The organism is uncultured Methanobrevibacter sp. (genome assembly GCF_947169325.1).
In the GTDB taxonomy this organism is placed as follows: Archaea; Methanobacteriota; Methanobacteria; order Methanobacteriales; family Methanobacteriaceae; genus Methanocatella.
In genome coordinates, this window is the sequence record NZ_CAMVPN010000056.1 from 1 (window position 1) to 16,674 (window position 16,674).

Consider the following 16,674-nt stretch of genomic DNA (forward strand, 5'->3'; position numbering starts at 1 on the left):
CTCCTATAGCTGCTTGAAGAGCGAATAATAAACTTTCTATTTCACCACTAGGTGGCTCCCATATTGATGAAAACCAAGGTTCAAAGTTTGTTGCTTCAATTTGTTCACTTGCCGCATCATCAGATCCACCAAAGTATCCATCATCTTCCCCATGACCATTATACATTGCCAATGGTGCGATGAAAATAATTGCGCAAATAATTGCTAAAATAATTAATGTTGATGTTTTCATATTATCACCTTATGCTTCATTAGGAGCTAATGCATTAAGTTTATCTAACAATTTTGGTTTGTAAGCTTTTAATCTGTCCCAGATAATGACTGTTAAGATACCTTCACCAATTGCTAATGGTACTTGAGTTACTGCAAAGATAACTAAGAAGTTGGTTAATGCTGTACCAAAAGTAGGAGCAGGGAATGCGAAAGCTAATTGGAATGAAGTAGCTACATATGTTAATAAATCTCCTAAAAATGCTGCAAAGAAAATTGCGATAGTAGAAGATACATTAGCTTTTGTTAAACCTTTATATATAAGCCATGCTGCTAATGGTCCTACAATACCCATAGATACAATGTTTGCACCCAAGGTAGTTAATCCTCCATGAGCAAGTAAAATTGCTTGGAAGAGAAGAACAATAGTTGCTAATACTGCAGTTACTGCAGGACCAAATAATGCTGCACCTAATCCGTTACCACAAGGGTGAGAACAACTTCCAGTAACAGAAGGCAATTTCAAAGATGATAAGACGAACATGAATGCACCACTTACTGCAAGTAAAGCTTTGGATTCAGGGGTTTCATCTACAATTTTTTTAATTTGATATAAACCAAATGCAACCACGATGAAGGCTACGACGAACCATATTATACACCAGGTTAATGGTAAATATCCTTCCATAATATGCATAAATAATTTCCTCCAAATAACCTATCAATATAATTTGATAAACTACTCAATAAAAATTTAAATTATAATTAAAATTTATTAAAGTTTTATTGATAATGATATTATATACCTTATTATATATAAATATTATTAGTAATACATTAAACAAAATTTAGGATAACCTAAACAATTTTTTGAAATAATAAAGTAAAGATGATAACATGAATATCAAAAATAACCTAATTTTAGCTCTTGACGTGATGAGCGAAAGTGAAGCAATCGAAATTTGCGATTCAGTTAAAGATTATATCGACACCATAAAAATAGGATACCCACTGGCACTTGCCGAAGGCCTTGAAATAATCAACAAGCTAAAGGACAAATTCGGATTCAAAGTGATTTGTGACTTCAAGGTAGCAGACATTGACGCAACCAATTCAAAAATATGCGATGAGACATTCAAGGCCGGCGCTGATGCAATAATCTGCCATGGCTTTGTAGGATCCGACAGTGTGCAGGCATGTCTTGACATGGCAAACAAACATGGAAAAGAACTGTTCCTGCTAACTGAAATGTCACATCCTGGAGCTAAAATGTTTCTGCAGGAAAATGCGGATGCAATTGCACAAATGGGCGTCGACATGAACATAACTAATTTCGTAGCTCCTGCTACAAGACTCGGCAGATTGTCCGATATTCGCCGAATTGTAGGAGAAGACGCATTCATCATCTCACCAGGTGTTGGAAAACAAGGTGGTGACGGCAAAAAGACCCTTCAATATTCAAATGCAATCATAGTCGGACGTAGCATCTATGAATCTGAAAATCCTCAAAAAGCATGTGATGAATTAATCAAATCACTTTGATTAAAGCTAAACTATTTTAATAAAAAAAAATAAAAGTAATACTGTCCTTGTTAATAGGGAACAAATCAAATCTAAATGGGGTGAAAATACATGGCAAACGAAGTAACAAAAATGATTATGGAAACCATCTTAGCATTAATCACCACTGCATTTGCGTTCGTTGCAGGTTCAGCATGGAATGATGCAATCCAAAAATTAATCGAATCATTTATTGGATCAGGAGATGCAATTCCTAGTTTATTCATTTACGCTATCGTTGTAACTATTGTTGCTGTAGTTATTACCGTACTCGTAGCCAGAATTGCTGGTAAAATGGGTATCGAAGTAGGAGACGACTAAACAAAAAAAAATAAAGGAATTCCATATTCCTTTTTTAACTTCTTTTTTTAATTAAAATTTTCAAAAACCAAACCGCCACATACATATGATATTTCAAATAAAATAAAACAGACAAATATCCAAATGTTAATTACACCACAAACAGCAAGTAATAATAACACTATTTTCATTACAAAGCGGTATTCAAAAAACAGATTCATGAACTTGTTATGAGTGACGTTTGAAATCATTTCATGGCCAACCTCATCTGAAATTGCAGCCAATATACATATCAATAAAATAACCAGGCTCAACTCAGGAATTCCGCCAATCAGCAAAATTACAAGGAAAACAATCAGTGCAAGGATGTGGTGCATTCCATCCACTTTAAGAACAATTAAATTACCTATTAAAATGGCCAGGAAAATGTAAGCCGCTTCGAGGCTGTAGACAGAGGCAAGCCCAGATGCAATACCGCATACCACTCCAAAAACACTTGCAAATTTTAAATTATGATCTTCATCAAACAGGTCATCGGAATATTTCATGAAAAATCCGGATAGAATAAACAATAATGCAAGAATAATATAACTCATCTAATCACTTCTTATCTTATCCAATGCAGCCGCATATATCAATGGAAAGATGACAGTGACATCACCAACAACACTGGCTAAACTGGATCCGCATCTTGCCTTTGCCCATGACTTTGCCTCCTCCAGTGGAGCTCCGCCTAAACTGCCTGCCTCAGGCCTGTCCATGGTAATTTGAATAGCGGCATCAAGACCACCCTTTATTACATTTGAAGCCAAAGTATAATGCTTTGTCAAACCTCCACCTAAAAGTACTGCACCGACTTTTTCAGACCCAAAAACAATGTCTGAGAGTAAAGGCATGTCTCCTGCAGCGCTTATGGTAAAGTCATGGTCCTGTGAGAATATCCATAACTGTAAACCCAACATTGAATCAATGATGCCTGGTGCAAATATAGGCACGTCATTTCTGGCGGCAGTTGCAACAAATGAGTTTTCATCTTCAACCAGAAGCCCAATTTCGTGAAGCAGCTCCTGGATGGATATGACATTTTTCTTTTTTGAGATCTCTTCAAATATCTTTGTTATTTCACTTTCAAAAATCGTAAAATCATCAGACCCTACATTAATGTCAGCAATTCTACCTATGCCCTCTTCATTGAGTTCTTCATCATCCTTTCCTTCATGACGATAATGGGAACCTCCAAATGCTTCAACAAGGTCATGTGTAATGTTTGCTCCGCTTGCAACAATCAGATCCACATAGCCTTCCTTTATCATATTTGTTACGATATTTCTCATACCTCCAGGTATTAATGGGCCTCCAAGACTTAAAAACACGTTCATGTCTTCATCCTGAATCATGTCTGCCAGGATATTACAAGCTCTTGCAACTCTACCTGCACCTAAAACGCCGGATTCATCAAATTGATTAATTAAATCCAGCACACTCATATCTCTATCAACGTCAATCTGAGTAACTTTCATTAAATCACTTGAAAATTAATTGGTAATTATTGGGAATTGTTTTAAATTGGTTATGCTGTCGATTAAATCTGTTCTTGTAACAATTCCAAGCAAATTATTGTCATTATCCGCTATTATTAATCTGGAAATTGATTTTTTAAGCATTACTTCAATTGCATTAGCAATTTTTAAATCTTCATTGACAATTACTACATTGGTGGACATCAACTCGCCAACAGTCAGATTCTCATTATCTTCAGCTATTGCCTGAACAAGGTCAGTTACTGTAAATACTCCCACTACTTTTCCGTCTTTCATTACAGGAGCGCCATCAATTTCATTGGCGGTTAATTTTTTAGCGGCTTCTTTAATGGAGCAGTCCATTTTAAAGGAGATAACGTCACGGCTTGCAATATCTCCCACTGTCTTTTTAGGAATGCTTCTGATAGTAGTTGTGTCAACAAGCAAAATGTTGTCCATGTCATCTCTTCCTACAATTTCACCCATCACTCCCAAGTTGTTTACTGGTGTAGGACCAATTCTTACAGTATCACCTAGATTTAAATCCTTAATGCTTCCCAAAACCTTAATGGCCGCTTCACATTCACTAGGTTGCGGGACACTGGTGAATTCAATTTTTGCAACCGAAATATCTTCCATTCTCTTTCCATTCTTATAAATAGGAACTTTGGAATCATTATCTGAAACTTTAATGTTTAAAGAATGATATGCTTCGATTGTAGGTTTATATCCACCTCTAGGACCCGGAACACCTTTAACCAAACCGAGACTTCTTAAGGATTGCATCTGATTACGGATTGTTCCTGGATTTCTTCCCATAACCTCAGCAATGTCTTCACCCTTAATGGACTTCCCATTGGAAGATTGGTATAAATTAATTAATGTTTGTAAAATTTCCTTTTGAACAGATGTTAACATGTTAATCGCCATCTTTTTATCTAACATATTAATTTATATCAAATATACCTTATAAATGTTAATGATTAATAATGATAATGAAAAACAAGTTTTAAGAAAAAATGAACAAAATAAAGAAAAAATAAAGAAAATGAAATGATTATTTAACCAGTTGTTTTAAATCATTTCTAATGATTGAAGTTGCATCAAATCCTTTAATGACATCAACCATCTCAGGGAATTTTGCCTTAGGAATCAGTACATTGATTTGTGAGAAATCAGAACCCGGAGTTATAGTAGGTTCATCGGCACAAAGCTTATTGTCAATCAAATAACTTGATACCTCTTCAATTTTTGAATTTGCAATATTGAATTTAACATCAAAGTATTTTTTAGCAGTTATAGCACCCAATAACTGCTCATAAATCATTTGAGCTTTATTGAGTTTCTCTTCACTGCAACTTTCACTTGCATAAAGGCCAGCTGAAGAATGAAGAATTGTTTCAATCTCTTTCAAGCCCGCTTTTCTTAGGCTGCTTCCTGTTTGAGTATTGTCAACAATCAAATCAGCACCTTTTGCAATGTATACTTCAGTGGCACCGTCAGAGTTGATGACCTGCACCATCTCATTGTCCCCATCAGTCAAACCTCTGACCTGAACAAACGGCACTGAATCACCATACATTTCCTGATATACTTCATTTTCCATGATGAATTTTCTGGTTAAATTAGGATATTCTGTAAAACATAAAATTGGAGTTTTCCTATCTTTATTTGCTCTGAAAAAGTCTGATAAATTATCATAAGGTGCTTCTTTAGGAACTGCAACTATCAAACGAGTTTTTCCATAATCCAAATCACCCAATTTGATTGTGTTTGTTTCTCTTAAAACAGATTCCTCTTTAACCCAATCCTCACCAACAATTGCAATGTCGATTATTCCTCTGTTTAATTCAACAGGAGTGGATTGTGGACGAGTAAGAAACGCAATGATATCCTCATCATTCAGGATTTCAATTTCGTAAGATTCATCACCAGGTTCGTATCCTTTCACTTCATAACCTGCATCAACAAATAATTGATGAGTATTTCCTCTTTTGACATTATTCAAACTTCCCTTTGGAAGTCCTAAGATTATTTTCTCTTTCATATTAATACCTAAAATAAGATTATTCGTTTTGATATTTAATGATTTTGAAAATTGAAAAACAAGTAATCAAAATTTTAAAAAAAATAAAAGATTAGTTGTGATATGCTTCACAACTTTGTCTTGTCAATGCATGCTTGTGGGTATGCATATGTTTAACGCCCATTTCAGTTTCAATTTCATCAAGGATTTCTATACCCTCATGGGAATGAGTGTGCTCTCCGTCATTGTGGAAATGATAATGTGAGTGTTCGACATTATCTGAATCGATTTTTTTAATGGAATCATCGAATTTCCTGTCATAAAGCAATGCAGCATTTAAAACTACAAGACATGATCCGGCATTGTGAACAATTGCTCCGGTTACCGGATTCAGCAATCCTAAAACAGAACAGACAATTGCCGCTGCGTTAATTGCCATTGAAATCATGATGTTTACCTTGATTGTAAACAATGTGGAGTTTGAAAGTTTTTTAAGGTATGGGATTTTACCTATGTCATCTCCTAAAAGCGCAATGTCTGCCGCTTCAATGGCCACATCACTTCCAACAGATCCCATTGCCACACTTACATCAGCTGTTTTAAGTGCAGGAGCATCATTAACACCATCTCCAATCATACAGACTTTCTTGCCTTCAGATTTGAGTTTTTCAATCCATGAAAGCTTTTCTTCAGGAAGCAGATTTCCATAAACTTTGCCTATTCCAACTTGAGAAGCGAAATAATTTGCAGTTTCTGTATTATCACCAGTAAGCAATATGGTTTCGGTGTCCAAATCATGCAGGCTTTCTATCATGCTTGCTGAATCTTCCCGAATAACATCAGACAATCCAACGAAACCTGCAACTTTATCATTTAAAGCAACGATAATTGAAGCTTTTCCTTCACTTCTAAGCTTGTCCAGATAGCTTTCATCCACATCAATATTGTTTTCAACTAAAAATTTTGCATTTCCTGCATACACTTTACCATATGAAATGTTACAGCTTACACCTTTACCAGGATACATCTTAAAGTCATGAGGTTCTTCTAAGTCCATCTCCAACTCTTTTGCTTTGCTTACAATAGCTTTTGCCAATGGATGTTCACTTAATGTTTCACATGATGCCACTGCCTTAAGCAAATCATTTTCAGACAAATTCTCATTGATTGAAATTACATCAGATACCTGAAGATTACCGTATGTTAATGTTCCGGTCTTATCGAACACCAAAGTATTCAATGCACCTAAGGTTTCCAGTGCTTCACCAGACTTAATCAATACCCCGTATTTTGTAGCCTGACCGATTGCAGCCATAATAGCTGTCGGTGTTGCAAGTATCAATGCACAAGGACAGAATACAACCAAAACTGTGACACCTCTTTCGATATCTCCAGTTATTAACCATGCAGCAATAGCAATCAGCAATGCAATAGGAACCAGCCAAGTTGCCCACTTATCGGCAATCCTTTGAGTTGGAGCCTGCTTTTCATCAGCGGCTTTAACAAGGTCAATAAGTTTTTGAAGTGAAGAGTTTTCACCTAAACTGGTTGCCTTGATATCAATAGCCCCATACATGTTCATGGTTCCGCAGAATACCTCATCTCCAACTTCCTTATCGATTGGAAGGGATTCACCAGTCATGATTGATTGGTCAAGTGATGAAGTACCACTTATGATTTCACCGTCAACAGGTACGCTTTCACCAGGAAGTATTCTTAAGGTATCTCCAATTTTTATCTCATCAACAGAAACTTCTTCTTCAACACCATCGACAATCCTTCTACCGGTTTGTGGAGTTAAATTGATAAGATTTCTCAATCCTTTTTTAGCCCTTTCGACTGTCCAGTCTTCTAAAAGTGCACCTAATGCCATAATCCATGCAACTTCACCTGCAGCGAAGACTTCACCAATTAAAAGTGAAGCAACCATTGCTATTGCAATCAACAGCGCAGATGAAATCCATTTTTCACGGATCAGTCTTGTCATAGCAAGAAGCAACATTGGAATACCGCTGATTATTACTGCCCCCCATGCAGGGTTCAAGTAAATCGGAGTGTCAATTCCAAGTATCATGAAAATAATCGCAATCACGAGAAATATAGCAGAGATGATAGTCATTTTCAAGCCAAATAAAAAATCTGTTATCTCATCAATCACATTTTCACCTTCTTAATTTTTATTAATAAAAGTATTACTTTTTTTGGATTCATTTATATATGCAGTATTACTGTTACATATTTATACCCCTCATAGTATATAAAAGTATTACTTTTTTTAAATTCATTTAAATACCCAGTATTACTCAAACTTATTTATCATGAAAACAAAAAGTAACATAATGATAATAAGAAATGCAACACCTGATGATTTAGATGAATTATACAATATAGAAAAAGAATGCTTCCCACCAAAAGAAGCAGCCAAAAAAGAAGAAATTAAAGAACGATTAAAGACATTTCCGAATCATTTCTGGATTCTGGAAAAAGATGGAAAAATAATATCATTCGCAAACGGCTTTGTCACAAATGAGAAAGATTTATCTGATGAGATGTATGAAAATGCAAGCCTGCATGATGAGAACGGTGACTGGCAGATGATATTCGGATTGAATACCCTTCCTGAGTTTAGAAAAAACGGTTATGCAAGTTTATTAGTTGGGAAAATTATTGAAACCGCAAAAAAAGAAAATCGTTTGGGTGTCGTGCTGACATGTAAAAAGTATTTGGTTGATTATTATTCAAAATTCAGTTTTGCTGATGAAGGCATCAGCCAATCACAGCATGGAGGTGAGGTCTGGAATCAGATGAGATTAACATTTAAAAAATAAGTAGATAATTTAGAGAAATTCCTCCAAATTATTCTTCATCGACTTTTTCAAAGTTTCTGCATTCCTTAACATCCAACAGTTGATGTTCGCTAAGCTTGCAGACTATTTTGTATTTGTTTCTAAATTCTAAAAATTTGCATTCATCACAAAGCATATTACCACCTATTTCATAGCAAGATCCATTATACTGAATGGTTCACCTTCTTTTCTTGGAGCAGGTCCGCCCATTCCAAATGCAGACTTGGCAAATTCCTTGTTCATTCTTTTTGAAACTTCATCGAATATCATCTTATAAGCAGTGCATTGAGGATCGACTGCCTGCGGAGTATGGCATGCCACAATTGCATTGTAAGGACATCCCCCTTCACAGTATTTCTTGTGCCTGCATTTCTTACAGCTTTCATCAACATAATCCCTGAATTCATGAAGTTTTGCCCATGCATCTGATGTTTTCAAATCATCAAAACTGGGATTGTCCGCTACATTGCCCAGAACATATTCAGGCATTCCGACAAAGCGGTAGCATGGATAGATTGAACCGTCTGAACCTACTGCCAAGGTTGTTCCGATACAGTCTGCAAATGTACAGAGTGTTCCTCTACGCCTCAGAGAGGATTTGCATATGTGGTCCAAATCCATTATTGAGAATTTGTCCAAATCATAGAGATACTTGTCCAACCAATCGACAAGAAGTTTTCCGTGCTCTTCCTGGTCAAGGGCCCATGGATCTGCATTATCGCCTCTAAGAGAAGGAAGTGCAGCATGGATTTTGAGACTCATCTGTTCATTTTTAAAGAAATCGTACAGTTCATCTGAGAAATCCTTTGAATAATCTGTTACAGTCAAAACGAAATTGATTATCAATCCTTTGGATTTGGCCAATTCATATTTGGACATTGTCTTGTCAAAATAGCCATCTCCCCTCTGATAATCGTTGATTTCCTTTGGCCCGTCAATACTTGTGCTTACAACGACATTGTATTTTACAAATAAATCTATCAGTTCATCGCTTAAAAGCCAGATGTTACTTTGAAGAGAAAATCCATCGAGATTTTCAATTTTTGACAGTTTTTCCAGTGCTTCACTGTAAAAGTCATAGCCTGCAAGAAGAGGTTCTCCTCCGTGGAATGTGAAGTGAACTTTATCATCTCTGAAATCAGCAAGCCAATCAATTATTTGGTCAATGATTTCAATATCCATCATTTCCTTTGTATTTTCAGAACCCCAACAGTATTTGCAGTTTGATGGACAGTTTAGGGTAGGTATAATCATTACATGGAATGTCATTTTTATCCGTAGACTTTATTTAATTCATTCAGTAATTTCTTTTTCTCATCAGGCTCCATGTCTTCGTTTACAAAGAAAACATAACCGCACTCTTCACATTTCACTGCATTCATTTCCGCATGAGCTCTGTGATTATCCAATAATCTTCTAAGAGCGATTTTATCTTTTGAACCACATTCTGGACATGGCGCTAAAAGTTCTTCGAGTTTCATTATTTTCACCTACTACTATATTTCTTTTTTAACAATATATATTCTATTATTTTACCGAAAAGTATAAATAAGATGTTTCTGTGACAACAATTTTACGAAATGGCTTCAACAAGCCTTAAATAAGATTTACGACAATATACTAAATTAAATTAAAAATAGAAGTGATGGCAATGACATATGACTACTACGACCTATTTTTAAAACAGAGAAATAACAGGTTTTTTACAGAAGTCACAAATATTGTAAGGCAAAAATTCTGGAGAGAATCTTATGATGTGGTTGAATCCCAGCAGTGGGAGGAAATCACAGACAAAATCAGAAAAAATTAGATATTGTTTTGAAGGGATTATCATCATGATAATTGCCTTCATCATTTTTCTGCAAACAGCAACTCAAAATGCACCAATAATATTCAGATAGCATTCATCATTTCAACAGGATTCTTTAGTATGGATAAATAATGAAAGCTCTGTGACATTAACGGCAGCAATATCTGATTTTGAAATTAATTTGAAATGGACATATATATCCACAACAGAATTTGGGATTGAAAAATCCGAATCGTTAATGTCAATGTCAAAAAGATTTAAAGAAAAAAAAGAGAAGTTTTGAAAACTTCATAAATTAAACTTTATCCAATGCCTGGTCGACATCAGCCAGAATATCCTCAATATCCTCGATTCCTACTGAAAATCTGATTAAATCCGGAGTAACACCAGTAGACAGTTGCTGTTCTTCAGACAATTGGGAATGTGTTGTGGATGCAGGGTGAGTTACCAAAGATTTGGCGTCTCCAATATTTGCCAAAAATGAGATTAGCTCCACATTTTCTATGAATTTCAATGCACCGTCATAACCTGCATTAAGACCAAATGAAACGATTCCTCCATAACCCTTTTCAGCATATTTCTTAGCGACTTCATGATTTGGAGAGGATTCAAGTCCAGAGTAGGTTACCCATGCAACTTTAGGATGGGCTTCCAGATGCTCTGCAACAGCCATTGCGTTTGATGCATGCCTTTCAATTCTTAGACCTAATGTTTCAAGACCCTGAAGCAGTAAAAATGATCCGAATGGAGATGGAATTGCACCTGTGTCTCTTCCGATTACTGCACGGATTCTGGTTGTAAATGCAGCTTCGCCGAAAGTTTCAGCAAACACCAATCCGTTGTAAGTTTGATCAGGCTCGGACAATGTTGGGAATTTACCGTTCATCCAATCAAAATCGCCCTTCTCAATGACAATACCTCCAAGAGTGGTCCCATGACCTCCAATATATTTTGTAGCGGATGATGCGATAATGTCTGCACCATGGTCAAACGGACGGACTGAACCGATACCTACAGTATTGTCTGCAATTAAAGGAATTCCATGAGAATGCGCAATTTCAGAGATTTTATCAAAGTCAGGGATATCCAATTTCGGGTTTCCAATTGATTCAACATAAATTGCACGAGTCCTATCGTCAATTGCTGCTTCAAACTCCTCTGGAGACTGTGAATCAACAAATGTCACTGTTCTTCCCAACTCTTCCAAAGTGTTTTCAAACAGCTCATAGGTTCCTCCATACAAGTTATCTGCAGACACTATATTGTCTCCCACCTGAGTCAGGTTAATGATTGCATAAAATATGGCTGCCATTCCTGAAGCGGTTGCATATGCAGCGGTTCCACCTTCAATAGCTGCCATTCTTTTTTCAAAAGCTTCAGTAGTCGGATTTGTCAGTCTTGTATAAATGTTTCCCCCTTCCTTAAGCGCAAATCTGTTTGCAGCCTGCTCAGGAGTGTCGAATACATAGGATGTTGTCTGATAAATAGGTGTAACCCTTGAGCCTGTTTCGTCAACTTCTTCCTGTCCGGCATGTACGCCTATTGTTGAGATGTTCTTTTTGTTTTTAATTTCATACGCCATTTTATCACTAATAATAAATTGATTTAAAATCCAAATAAGTCTTGTGCATCAAGCATTACATCCACAATGTGGACATCGAACGGACATCTAGGTTCGCAGTCACCGCATGCAATGCATTCTGTTGCATTAAACTTCAGGTTGTTATAGTGCTCCTGTATGCTTGCAGGCACTTCATCATGATTCTTTGCAAGGTCAAACAATTTGTTTACTGTTGCTATATCTATTCCTGAAGTACAAGGCTGACAATGTCCGCAGTATGTACATTGGCCCTTGAATGAATGTTTTGGAGCGTTTTTAAGAATTTTGGAATACTCCTTTTCATCTTCACCTGCGTCGCAGTACTTTAAGGATTCCATAAGTTCATCAACAGTCTTGACACCTACAAAAATGCTTGAAACACCCTTTTGTTCAAGAGCATAGTGAATGCATTGAACAGGAGTTAGTGCCACTCCGAATGGAGATGTTTCATCCGAAAGCAAATTGCCTCCGGCAAATCCTTTCATTACAGTCAGTGCTGTGCCGTTTTTCTCACATAGCTCATAAATTTCTGCCCTTTGAGGATTCAAACCGAACATTGAATCGTCATATGCCTCATCTTTTCTATATTCTTCTATGTCCGGCATTGAACCGAACATGTCAAATGCAGGGTTTATTGAAAACATCAAGAGTTCAATTTCAGGATTCTGTGCCGCCAGCAAACCGATATCCGGATTGTGAGTGCTCAATCCAATGTGGGCAATTGTCCCTTCCTCCTTTAGTTTGCGGACATATTCAATGAACGGACCGTTCATTATTTCATCATAATCCTCAATCTGGTCGACATAGTGAATCATACCGAAATCAAGAGTGTCAATCTGAAAGCGTTCCATGAAGTCTTCAAATGCAGAAATAACCTTATCCATTTCACGTGTTCTTACATACTGCTCGTTTTGCCAGGTAGACCCAATGTGGCCCTGAATGACCCAGTTTTCACGATTGTCCTTAATAGCCCTTCCCAAATGTGAGCGGACATCAGGTTCGCTCATCCAGCAGTCGACAAAATTAATTCCATTCTCTTCACAAGCCCTGATTAACACTTCAGTATCCTCATATGGCCTTTCAACCAAAAATTCAGCGCCAAAAGCTATTTCAGATACTTCAATACCAGTATTTCCCAACTTTCTATATTTCATCATACTACCTCTATATAATATTAAGAAAAAACAGATACTAATATTTAAAGGTGAAAAATCCAAAAATAATATCAAGGTGATTAAATGAATATCGCAATAATCGGAGCAACCGGAAAATTCGGAAGACTGTTTACAGCAAAACTGCTTGCAAATCCAAATTATCAATTAACACTCATATCAAAAACTGCCAGAAACATTTACGAAGACAATCACAGAATTACTGCCATGAGCATCGATGCCACCAATCAAAAAGACCTTAAAAAAGCTTTGGAAGGTCAGGATCTTGTCTACTGTGCAGTTTCAGGTTCCGACCAAGTGGCTATCGCACGAAATCTGGCGGAACTCAAACCCAAAAGAGTAATTTATATGACAGTTGTCGGAATCTATAATGAGTTGGATGGCGAAAATGGCAGCGAATACAATCTGGACAATGAAAAAGAGCAGATTCCAAACAGAAATGCTGCAGACATTATCGAAAGCAGCGATTTAGACTACACCATTTTCAGATGCGGATATCTGATTAGCGGTGATGAAAAGGAATATGAGATTACCAAAAAAGGAGAAACCCCTAAAGGATACATTTCAAATATGGAATCCGTTGAAAAGGTTGCATTGGAAATTATTGAAGATACAAACAAATATTCACGAGAAAGCATTTCAATTACAAAAGACATGAGCTAAATGTACACTGAAGAATTTATATTAAATGAGGTAAATACAATAAGGGATGAAATCGGTCATGAAAAGGTAAGCATTTCCATAGAAAATCTTTACTTTGAAAACAATGAATTATGGATTATTACAGAAGACCGTCCCGACAAGTCAGCAATCATCGGAAAAGGCGGTTGGGTAGTTGGAAAACTTAAGGAGAAATTAGGTCTCAACAGCATCCATGTCGAGTCCTATGGGGACTTTTTAAACAAGGAGTATAAGCTCAAACTGTCCAGAAAGACCATGAATAATCTTGATTTGGATTTCACAGGCATTAAAAATCTAGAAAAAATCATTGAATATAAATTGAATAACATTTACAGCTTTAACTTTGAAAATTATTTTAATGAAAATGAATTTGAAGAATCCAAAAATACAGAAGCAGTCGTTGCCCTTTCAGGAGGTGTTGACAGTAGCTTTTCTTTGATATTGGCCAAGAAATTGGGTTTTAATCCTGTTGCAGTTACTGTTGATCCAGGAACAATAATACTGCCGAACCAATTTAAAAAGAACATCAAAACACTGACTGAAGCATTGAACATCACCCATGAATATATTGAAACAGACTATTCAGTCATTATCGAAGAATCATTTACCGGTAATGTCCATCCATGCGGAAGATGCTCCAAAAGCACTTCGGATTTGGTGAAGCAATATGCAAAAAATAACGAAATTCCGATAATTGTCTTTGGTGATATGCTTGCAACAGGCAGCCAATGCATAAATCTGCAGGACGATTCATTATATCGATTGAACCTTCCAGCAAGTTTAAGTGTTGGCAAGCAAGAGATAAAATCCTTAATCAAAAACTATGATTTGCAGACATTCAAAGGATTTGGCTGTCCGCTGTTATATGAGGTTCACAGAAAATTCCCACATATGAAGAAATTTTCAATACAGAGAATATTGAGGGAAACACGTTCAGGCTCATTGGAACCCGGAGAGGCGCTTGACCTGATATGGAGTTTCTACAAAACCAAATAGTTAGCAAAAATTTAATAAATATAATCATATATTAAATAATATGATGCACAAAATTTGCCCAAGATGCGGGTCAAAAAATGTAAAATGGATCATACCTCAAAACTGGTCCCAATGGGTCTGCTATGACTGCGACTATACCGGACCAATCATAGAAGGAAACCAGGACCTGGCCGATGAGATTCATGAAAATTACGAGAAATCTCAAAAAGAAGAATAAATCATTACGTTAACTTTTTTTTACAAAAGAAGTTAAAGATGAGCAAGGAGATACTGGAGCTGAGCATTTACTTATTTGAATTCATTGAGGAACAAATCTTAAATAAGTTTCCAATATCCCTTGCTATCTGCTTCAATAATCAAAAGATTATATCCACAATAATGATATTGTTTTTTTAAGTATTTAAAGTTTAGGTATGCCTAAAATAATTTTGGATTAAAAAAAATATTAGGAATTGTTTAAATTCCCTTTTTCTCAAATTCTTCATTCAAGAAAATTTTTATGTTATCACGAGCAATTTCCACCATTTCAGGAGCAGGCCCTCCAGGTACAGCCCTGATTCTGACATTTTCAGCAGGATTTAAAGCTCTTTGAATCAAATCATCTTCAAGATTTAATTTATCAAAGCCCAAATCAACAGCGATGTCATCGATGAATTTGGAAGTGATGTCCTCTTCAGCCATATCGTTTGCAGTAGCTTCATTAACTATCCTTCCAACGATTTTATGGGCTGTTCTGAATGGAATCTGCTTTTCACGAACCATGATGTCAGCAAGATCAGTTGCTGTTGCAAAGTTTTTGCCTGCAAGCTCTGCACATCTGTCAACCTTAAACTCGACTGACAGCATCATTTTGGTTACGATTGATAATGTTTCGCCGGTTACCTTAACAGCATTCCATAAATGAGGAGTAATTTCCTGCAAATCCCTATTGTAAGTGTAAGGAATAGCTTTAAGAATTGTCAGGATTGTTATCAGTTCACCTGTTGCAATGCTGGTTTTTCCTCTTGCAAGTTCAGCTACATCAGGGTTTTTCTTTTGAGGCATAATAGAAGAAGTTGATGAATACTCATCGGCCATTTCAATGACTCCGAACTCATAAGTGCTCCACAATACCAACTCTTCACACATTTTGGCAAGAGTTGATGAAAGTGACACCAAATCAAAGACTGTTTCTGTAATGAAGTCACGTGCTGAAACTCCATCCATGGAGTTTTCAAGATAAGCATCAAATCCAAGCAAGTCAGTTGTCAATTGCCTGTTTATTGGAAAACTGGTGGTGGCCATGGCTGCTGAACCCAACGGATTCAAGTTGACACGCTTATAAGTGTCAGCCAAACGTTCGTAATCCCTTTTGAGAGCCTGAACATGAGCCATCAGGTGGTGGGCAATTGTAATCGGTTGAGCATGCTGCAAGTGAGTAAAACCTATGAAAATGTCATCCAAATGCTCACCAGCCATTTCAACTAACCCTTCCATAAATTCCAAGATGCCAATCTGAATCTCTTCAATCATTTCCCTTAAAACCAGTCTGACATCACATGCAACCTGATCATTACGGGATTTTGCAGTGTGCATGAAACCTGCATCAGGACCTATTTTGGATGTCACATAGTTTTCAATTGCCATATGAACATCTTCAATGGTGGCATCAAAAACAAGAGCTTCGTAACCTTCTTCCTTGAGATTGTCAAGAGCGCATAAAATCCTGTCTGCAATTTCCGCATCAATGATTCCCTCATGCTTTAGCATTGAGGTATGTGCAAAATTAGTTTTAATGTCAGCTTCGAAAAGAAGCATGTCAGCTTCAAGAGATGAAGTGTACTCGGCAGCTTCATCAGTCATTCCAGTCTTAAAACGACCATTTCTTATATTATCAAAAGAAATCCCTTCTTAAAATATGTTAAAAATAACAAAAAATAAAAAAAAAGAAATTAAGATTTGAAAAATCTTATT

At 36.5% G+C, this 16,674-nt stretch carries 20 protein-coding genes; 7 read left to right on the forward strand and 13 right to left on the reverse strand.

Annotation, left to right across the window (positions count from 1 at the left end; genetic code table 11):
* Together Q0W26_RS08190 and Q0W26_RS08195 are read right to left on the reverse strand one after the other, a co-directional pair.
* Positions 1-232, reverse strand: a 232-nt coding sequence (locus Q0W26_RS08190) for an energy-coupling factor ABC transporter substrate-binding protein (protein WP_298523818.1), incomplete at its 3' end; no start/stop codon positions are given.
* Between the two features lie 9 nt (positions 233-241).
* A complete protein-coding gene (locus Q0W26_RS08195) occupies positions 242-907 on the reverse strand; it encodes an energy-coupling factor ABC transporter permease (RefSeq protein ID WP_298523820.1) in 666 nt (221 codons plus the stop codon).
* Positions 908-1,107: 200 nt separating this feature from the next.
* Here Q0W26_RS08195 and pyrF point away from each other — a divergent pair, with 200 nt between their 5' ends.
* Together pyrF and Q0W26_RS08205 are read left to right on the forward strand one after the other, a co-directional pair.
* Positions 1,108-1,752: an orotidine-5'-phosphate decarboxylase gene (gene pyrF / locus Q0W26_RS08200; protein ID WP_298523822.1), complete on the forward strand. Its 645-nt coding sequence runs from the start codon at positions 1,108-1,110 to the stop codon at positions 1,750-1,752.
* Positions 1,753-1,842: 90 nt separating this feature from the next.
* The gene (locus Q0W26_RS08205) at positions 1,843-2,091 is read left to right on the forward strand and encodes a DUF5654 family protein (protein ID WP_298523824.1); all 249 of its coding nucleotides are present in this window, start codon (positions 1,843-1,845) and stop codon (positions 2,089-2,091) included.
* A 47-nt stretch (positions 2,092-2,138) separates the two neighbouring features.
* On the opposite strand, the gene Q0W26_RS08210 is transcribed toward Q0W26_RS08205, so the two are convergent.
* The 5 genes from Q0W26_RS08210 to Q0W26_RS08230 form a co-directional block, all read right to left on the reverse strand.
* On the reverse strand, positions 2,139-2,666 hold the full coding sequence (locus Q0W26_RS08210) for a hypothetical protein (RefSeq protein WP_298523826.1): 528 nt from the start codon (positions 2,664-2,666) through the stop codon (positions 2,139-2,141).
* Positions 2,667-3,590, reverse strand: a complete 924-nt coding sequence (locus Q0W26_RS08215) for a deoxyhypusine synthase (RefSeq protein WP_298523828.1) — start codon at positions 3,588-3,590, stop codon at positions 2,667-2,669.
* 15 nt (positions 3,591-3,605) lie between these two features.
* Positions 3,606-4,508: a CBS domain-containing protein gene (locus Q0W26_RS08220; protein ID WP_298523830.1), complete on the reverse strand. Its 903-nt coding sequence runs from the start codon at positions 4,506-4,508 to the stop codon at positions 3,606-3,608.
* A gap of 139 nt (positions 4,509-4,647) precedes the next feature.
* Complete coding sequence (locus tag Q0W26_RS08225; RefSeq protein WP_298523832.1) at positions 4,648-5,637, reverse strand: ATP phosphoribosyltransferase; 990 nt, start codon at positions 5,635-5,637, stop codon at positions 4,648-4,650.
* Positions 5,638-5,728: 91 nt separating this feature from the next.
* Positions 5,729-7,774, reverse strand: coding sequence for a cation-translocating P-type ATPase (locus tag Q0W26_RS08230; RefSeq protein WP_298523834.1), 2,046 nt, complete (start codon positions 7,772-7,774; stop codon positions 5,729-5,731).
* 160 nt (positions 7,775-7,934) lie between these two features.
* Here Q0W26_RS08230 and Q0W26_RS08235 point away from each other — a divergent pair, with 160 nt between their 5' ends.
* On the forward strand, positions 7,935-8,444 hold the full coding sequence (locus Q0W26_RS08235; RefSeq protein ID WP_298523836.1) for a GNAT family N-acetyltransferase: 510 nt from the start codon (positions 7,935-7,937) through the stop codon (positions 8,442-8,444).
* Positions 8,445-8,472: 28 nt separating this feature from the next.
* Here Q0W26_RS08235 and Q0W26_RS08240 read toward each other — a convergent pair whose 3' ends face one another.
* Genes Q0W26_RS08240 through Q0W26_RS08250 form a run of 3 tightly spaced genes read right to left on the reverse strand, consistent with a single transcriptional unit; the run spans position 8,473 to position 9,943 of the window.
* On the reverse strand, positions 8,473-8,598 hold the full coding sequence (locus Q0W26_RS08240; RefSeq protein ID WP_298523838.1) for a hypothetical protein: 126 nt from the start codon (positions 8,596-8,598) through the stop codon (positions 8,473-8,475).
* 8 nt (positions 8,599-8,606) lie between these two features.
* Positions 8,607-9,731: a TIGR04083 family peptide-modifying radical SAM enzyme gene (locus tag Q0W26_RS08245; RefSeq protein WP_298523840.1), complete on the reverse strand. Its 1,125-nt coding sequence runs from the start codon at positions 9,729-9,731 to the stop codon at positions 8,607-8,609.
* A 2-nt stretch (positions 9,732-9,733) separates the two neighbouring features.
* Positions 9,734-9,943, reverse strand: a complete 210-nt coding sequence (locus Q0W26_RS08250) for a TIGR04165 family Cys-rich peptide (protein WP_298523842.1) — start codon at positions 9,941-9,943, stop codon at positions 9,734-9,736.
* Between the two features lie 170 nt (positions 9,944-10,113).
* On the opposite strand from Q0W26_RS08250, the gene Q0W26_RS08255 reads away from it, so the two are divergent.
* A complete protein-coding gene (locus tag Q0W26_RS08255; RefSeq protein ID WP_298523843.1) occupies positions 10,114-10,272 on the forward strand; it encodes a hypothetical protein in 159 nt (52 codons plus the stop codon).
* 295 nt (positions 10,273-10,567) lie between these two features.
* On the opposite strand, the gene Q0W26_RS08260 is transcribed toward Q0W26_RS08255, so the two are convergent.
* On the reverse strand, positions 10,568-11,854 hold the full coding sequence (locus tag Q0W26_RS08260) for an O-acetylhomoserine aminocarboxypropyltransferase/cysteine synthase family protein (protein ID WP_298523845.1): 1,287 nt from the start codon (positions 11,852-11,854) through the stop codon (positions 10,568-10,570).
* 23 nt (positions 11,855-11,877) lie between these two features.
* Positions 11,878-13,029 carry an aldo/keto reductase gene (locus tag Q0W26_RS08265; RefSeq protein ID WP_298523847.1) on the reverse strand — a complete coding sequence of 384 codons (1,152 nt, stop codon included), beginning with the start codon at positions 13,027-13,029 and terminating at the stop codon, positions 11,878-11,880.
* An 81-nt stretch (positions 13,030-13,110) separates the two neighbouring features.
* Between Q0W26_RS08265 and Q0W26_RS08270 the strand changes: the two genes are divergently transcribed.
* From Q0W26_RS08270 to Q0W26_RS08280, 3 genes are read left to right on the forward strand one after another with little or no spacing between them, the layout of a single operon-like run.
* Positions 13,111-13,707 carry an NAD(P)H-binding protein gene (locus tag Q0W26_RS08270; protein WP_298523849.1) on the forward strand — a complete coding sequence of 199 codons (597 nt, stop codon included), beginning with the start codon at positions 13,111-13,113 and terminating at the stop codon, positions 13,705-13,707.
* Positions 13,708-14,721: a 7-cyano-7-deazaguanine synthase gene (locus Q0W26_RS08275; protein WP_298523851.1), complete on the forward strand. Its 1,014-nt coding sequence runs from the start codon at positions 13,708-13,710 to the stop codon at positions 14,719-14,721.
* A gap of 40 nt (positions 14,722-14,761) precedes the next feature.
* Complete coding sequence (locus tag Q0W26_RS08280; protein WP_298523853.1) at positions 14,762-14,938, forward strand: hypothetical protein; 177 nt, start codon at positions 14,762-14,764, stop codon at positions 14,936-14,938.
* Between the two features lie 239 nt (positions 14,939-15,177).
* On the opposite strand, the gene argH is transcribed toward Q0W26_RS08280, so the two are convergent.
* Positions 15,178-16,605, reverse strand: coding sequence for an argininosuccinate lyase (argH, locus tag Q0W26_RS08285; protein WP_298523855.1), 1,428 nt, complete (start codon positions 16,603-16,605; stop codon positions 15,178-15,180).
* Between the last annotated feature and the right edge of the window lie 69 nt (positions 16,606-16,674).

Excerpts from the sequence above, each read along its gene's own strand:
- Q0W26_RS08195 (WP_298523820.1), bottom strand. The coding sequence starts at position 907 with ATGCATATTATGGAAGGATATTTACCATTAACCTGGTGTATAATATGG.
- pyrF (WP_298523822.1), top strand. The coding sequence starts at position 1,108 with ATGAATATCAAAAATAACCTAATTTTAGCTCTTGACGTGATGAGCGAA.
- Q0W26_RS08205 (WP_298523824.1), top strand. The coding sequence starts at position 1,843 with ATGGCAAACGAAGTAACAAAAATGATTATGGAAACCATCTTAGCATTA.
- Q0W26_RS08210 (WP_298523826.1), bottom strand. The coding sequence starts at position 2,666 with ATGAGTTATATTATTCTTGCATTATTGTTTATTCTATCCGGATTTTTC.
- Q0W26_RS08215 (WP_298523828.1), bottom strand. The coding sequence starts at position 3,590 with ATGAAAGTTACTCAGATTGACGTTGATAGAGATATGAGTGTGCTGGAT.
- Q0W26_RS08220 (WP_298523830.1), bottom strand. The coding sequence starts at position 4,508 with ATGTTAACATCTGTTCAAAAGGAAATTTTACAAACATTAATTAATTTA.
- Q0W26_RS08225 (WP_298523832.1), bottom strand. The coding sequence starts at position 5,637 with ATGAAAGAGAAAATAATCTTAGGACTTCCAAAGGGAAGTTTGAATAAT.
- Q0W26_RS08235 (WP_298523836.1), top strand. The coding sequence starts at position 7,935 with ATGAAAACAAAAAGTAACATAATGATAATAAGAAATGCAACACCTGAT.
- Q0W26_RS08240 (WP_298523838.1), bottom strand. The coding sequence starts at position 8,598 with ATGCTTTGTGATGAATGCAAATTTTTAGAATTTAGAAACAAATACAAA.
- Q0W26_RS08245 (WP_298523840.1), bottom strand. The coding sequence starts at position 9,731 with ATGACATTCCATGTAATGATTATACCTACCCTAAACTGTCCATCAAAC.
- Q0W26_RS08250 (WP_298523842.1), bottom strand. The coding sequence starts at position 9,943 with ATGAAACTCGAAGAACTTTTAGCGCCATGTCCAGAATGTGGTTCAAAA.
- Q0W26_RS08255 (WP_298523843.1), top strand. The coding sequence starts at position 10,114 with ATGACATATGACTACTACGACCTATTTTTAAAACAGAGAAATAACAGG.
- Q0W26_RS08260 (WP_298523845.1), bottom strand. The coding sequence starts at position 11,854 with ATGGCGTATGAAATTAAAAACAAAAAGAACATCTCAACAATAGGCGTA.
- Q0W26_RS08265 (WP_298523847.1), bottom strand. The coding sequence starts at position 13,029 with ATGATGAAATATAGAAAGTTGGGAAATACTGGTATTGAAGTATCTGAA.
- Q0W26_RS08270 (WP_298523849.1), top strand. The coding sequence starts at position 13,111 with ATGAATATCGCAATAATCGGAGCAACCGGAAAATTCGGAAGACTGTTT.
- Q0W26_RS08275 (WP_298523851.1), top strand. The coding sequence starts at position 13,708 with ATGTACACTGAAGAATTTATATTAAATGAGGTAAATACAATAAGGGAT.
- Q0W26_RS08280 (WP_298523853.1), top strand. The coding sequence starts at position 14,762 with ATGATGCACAAAATTTGCCCAAGATGCGGGTCAAAAAATGTAAAATGG.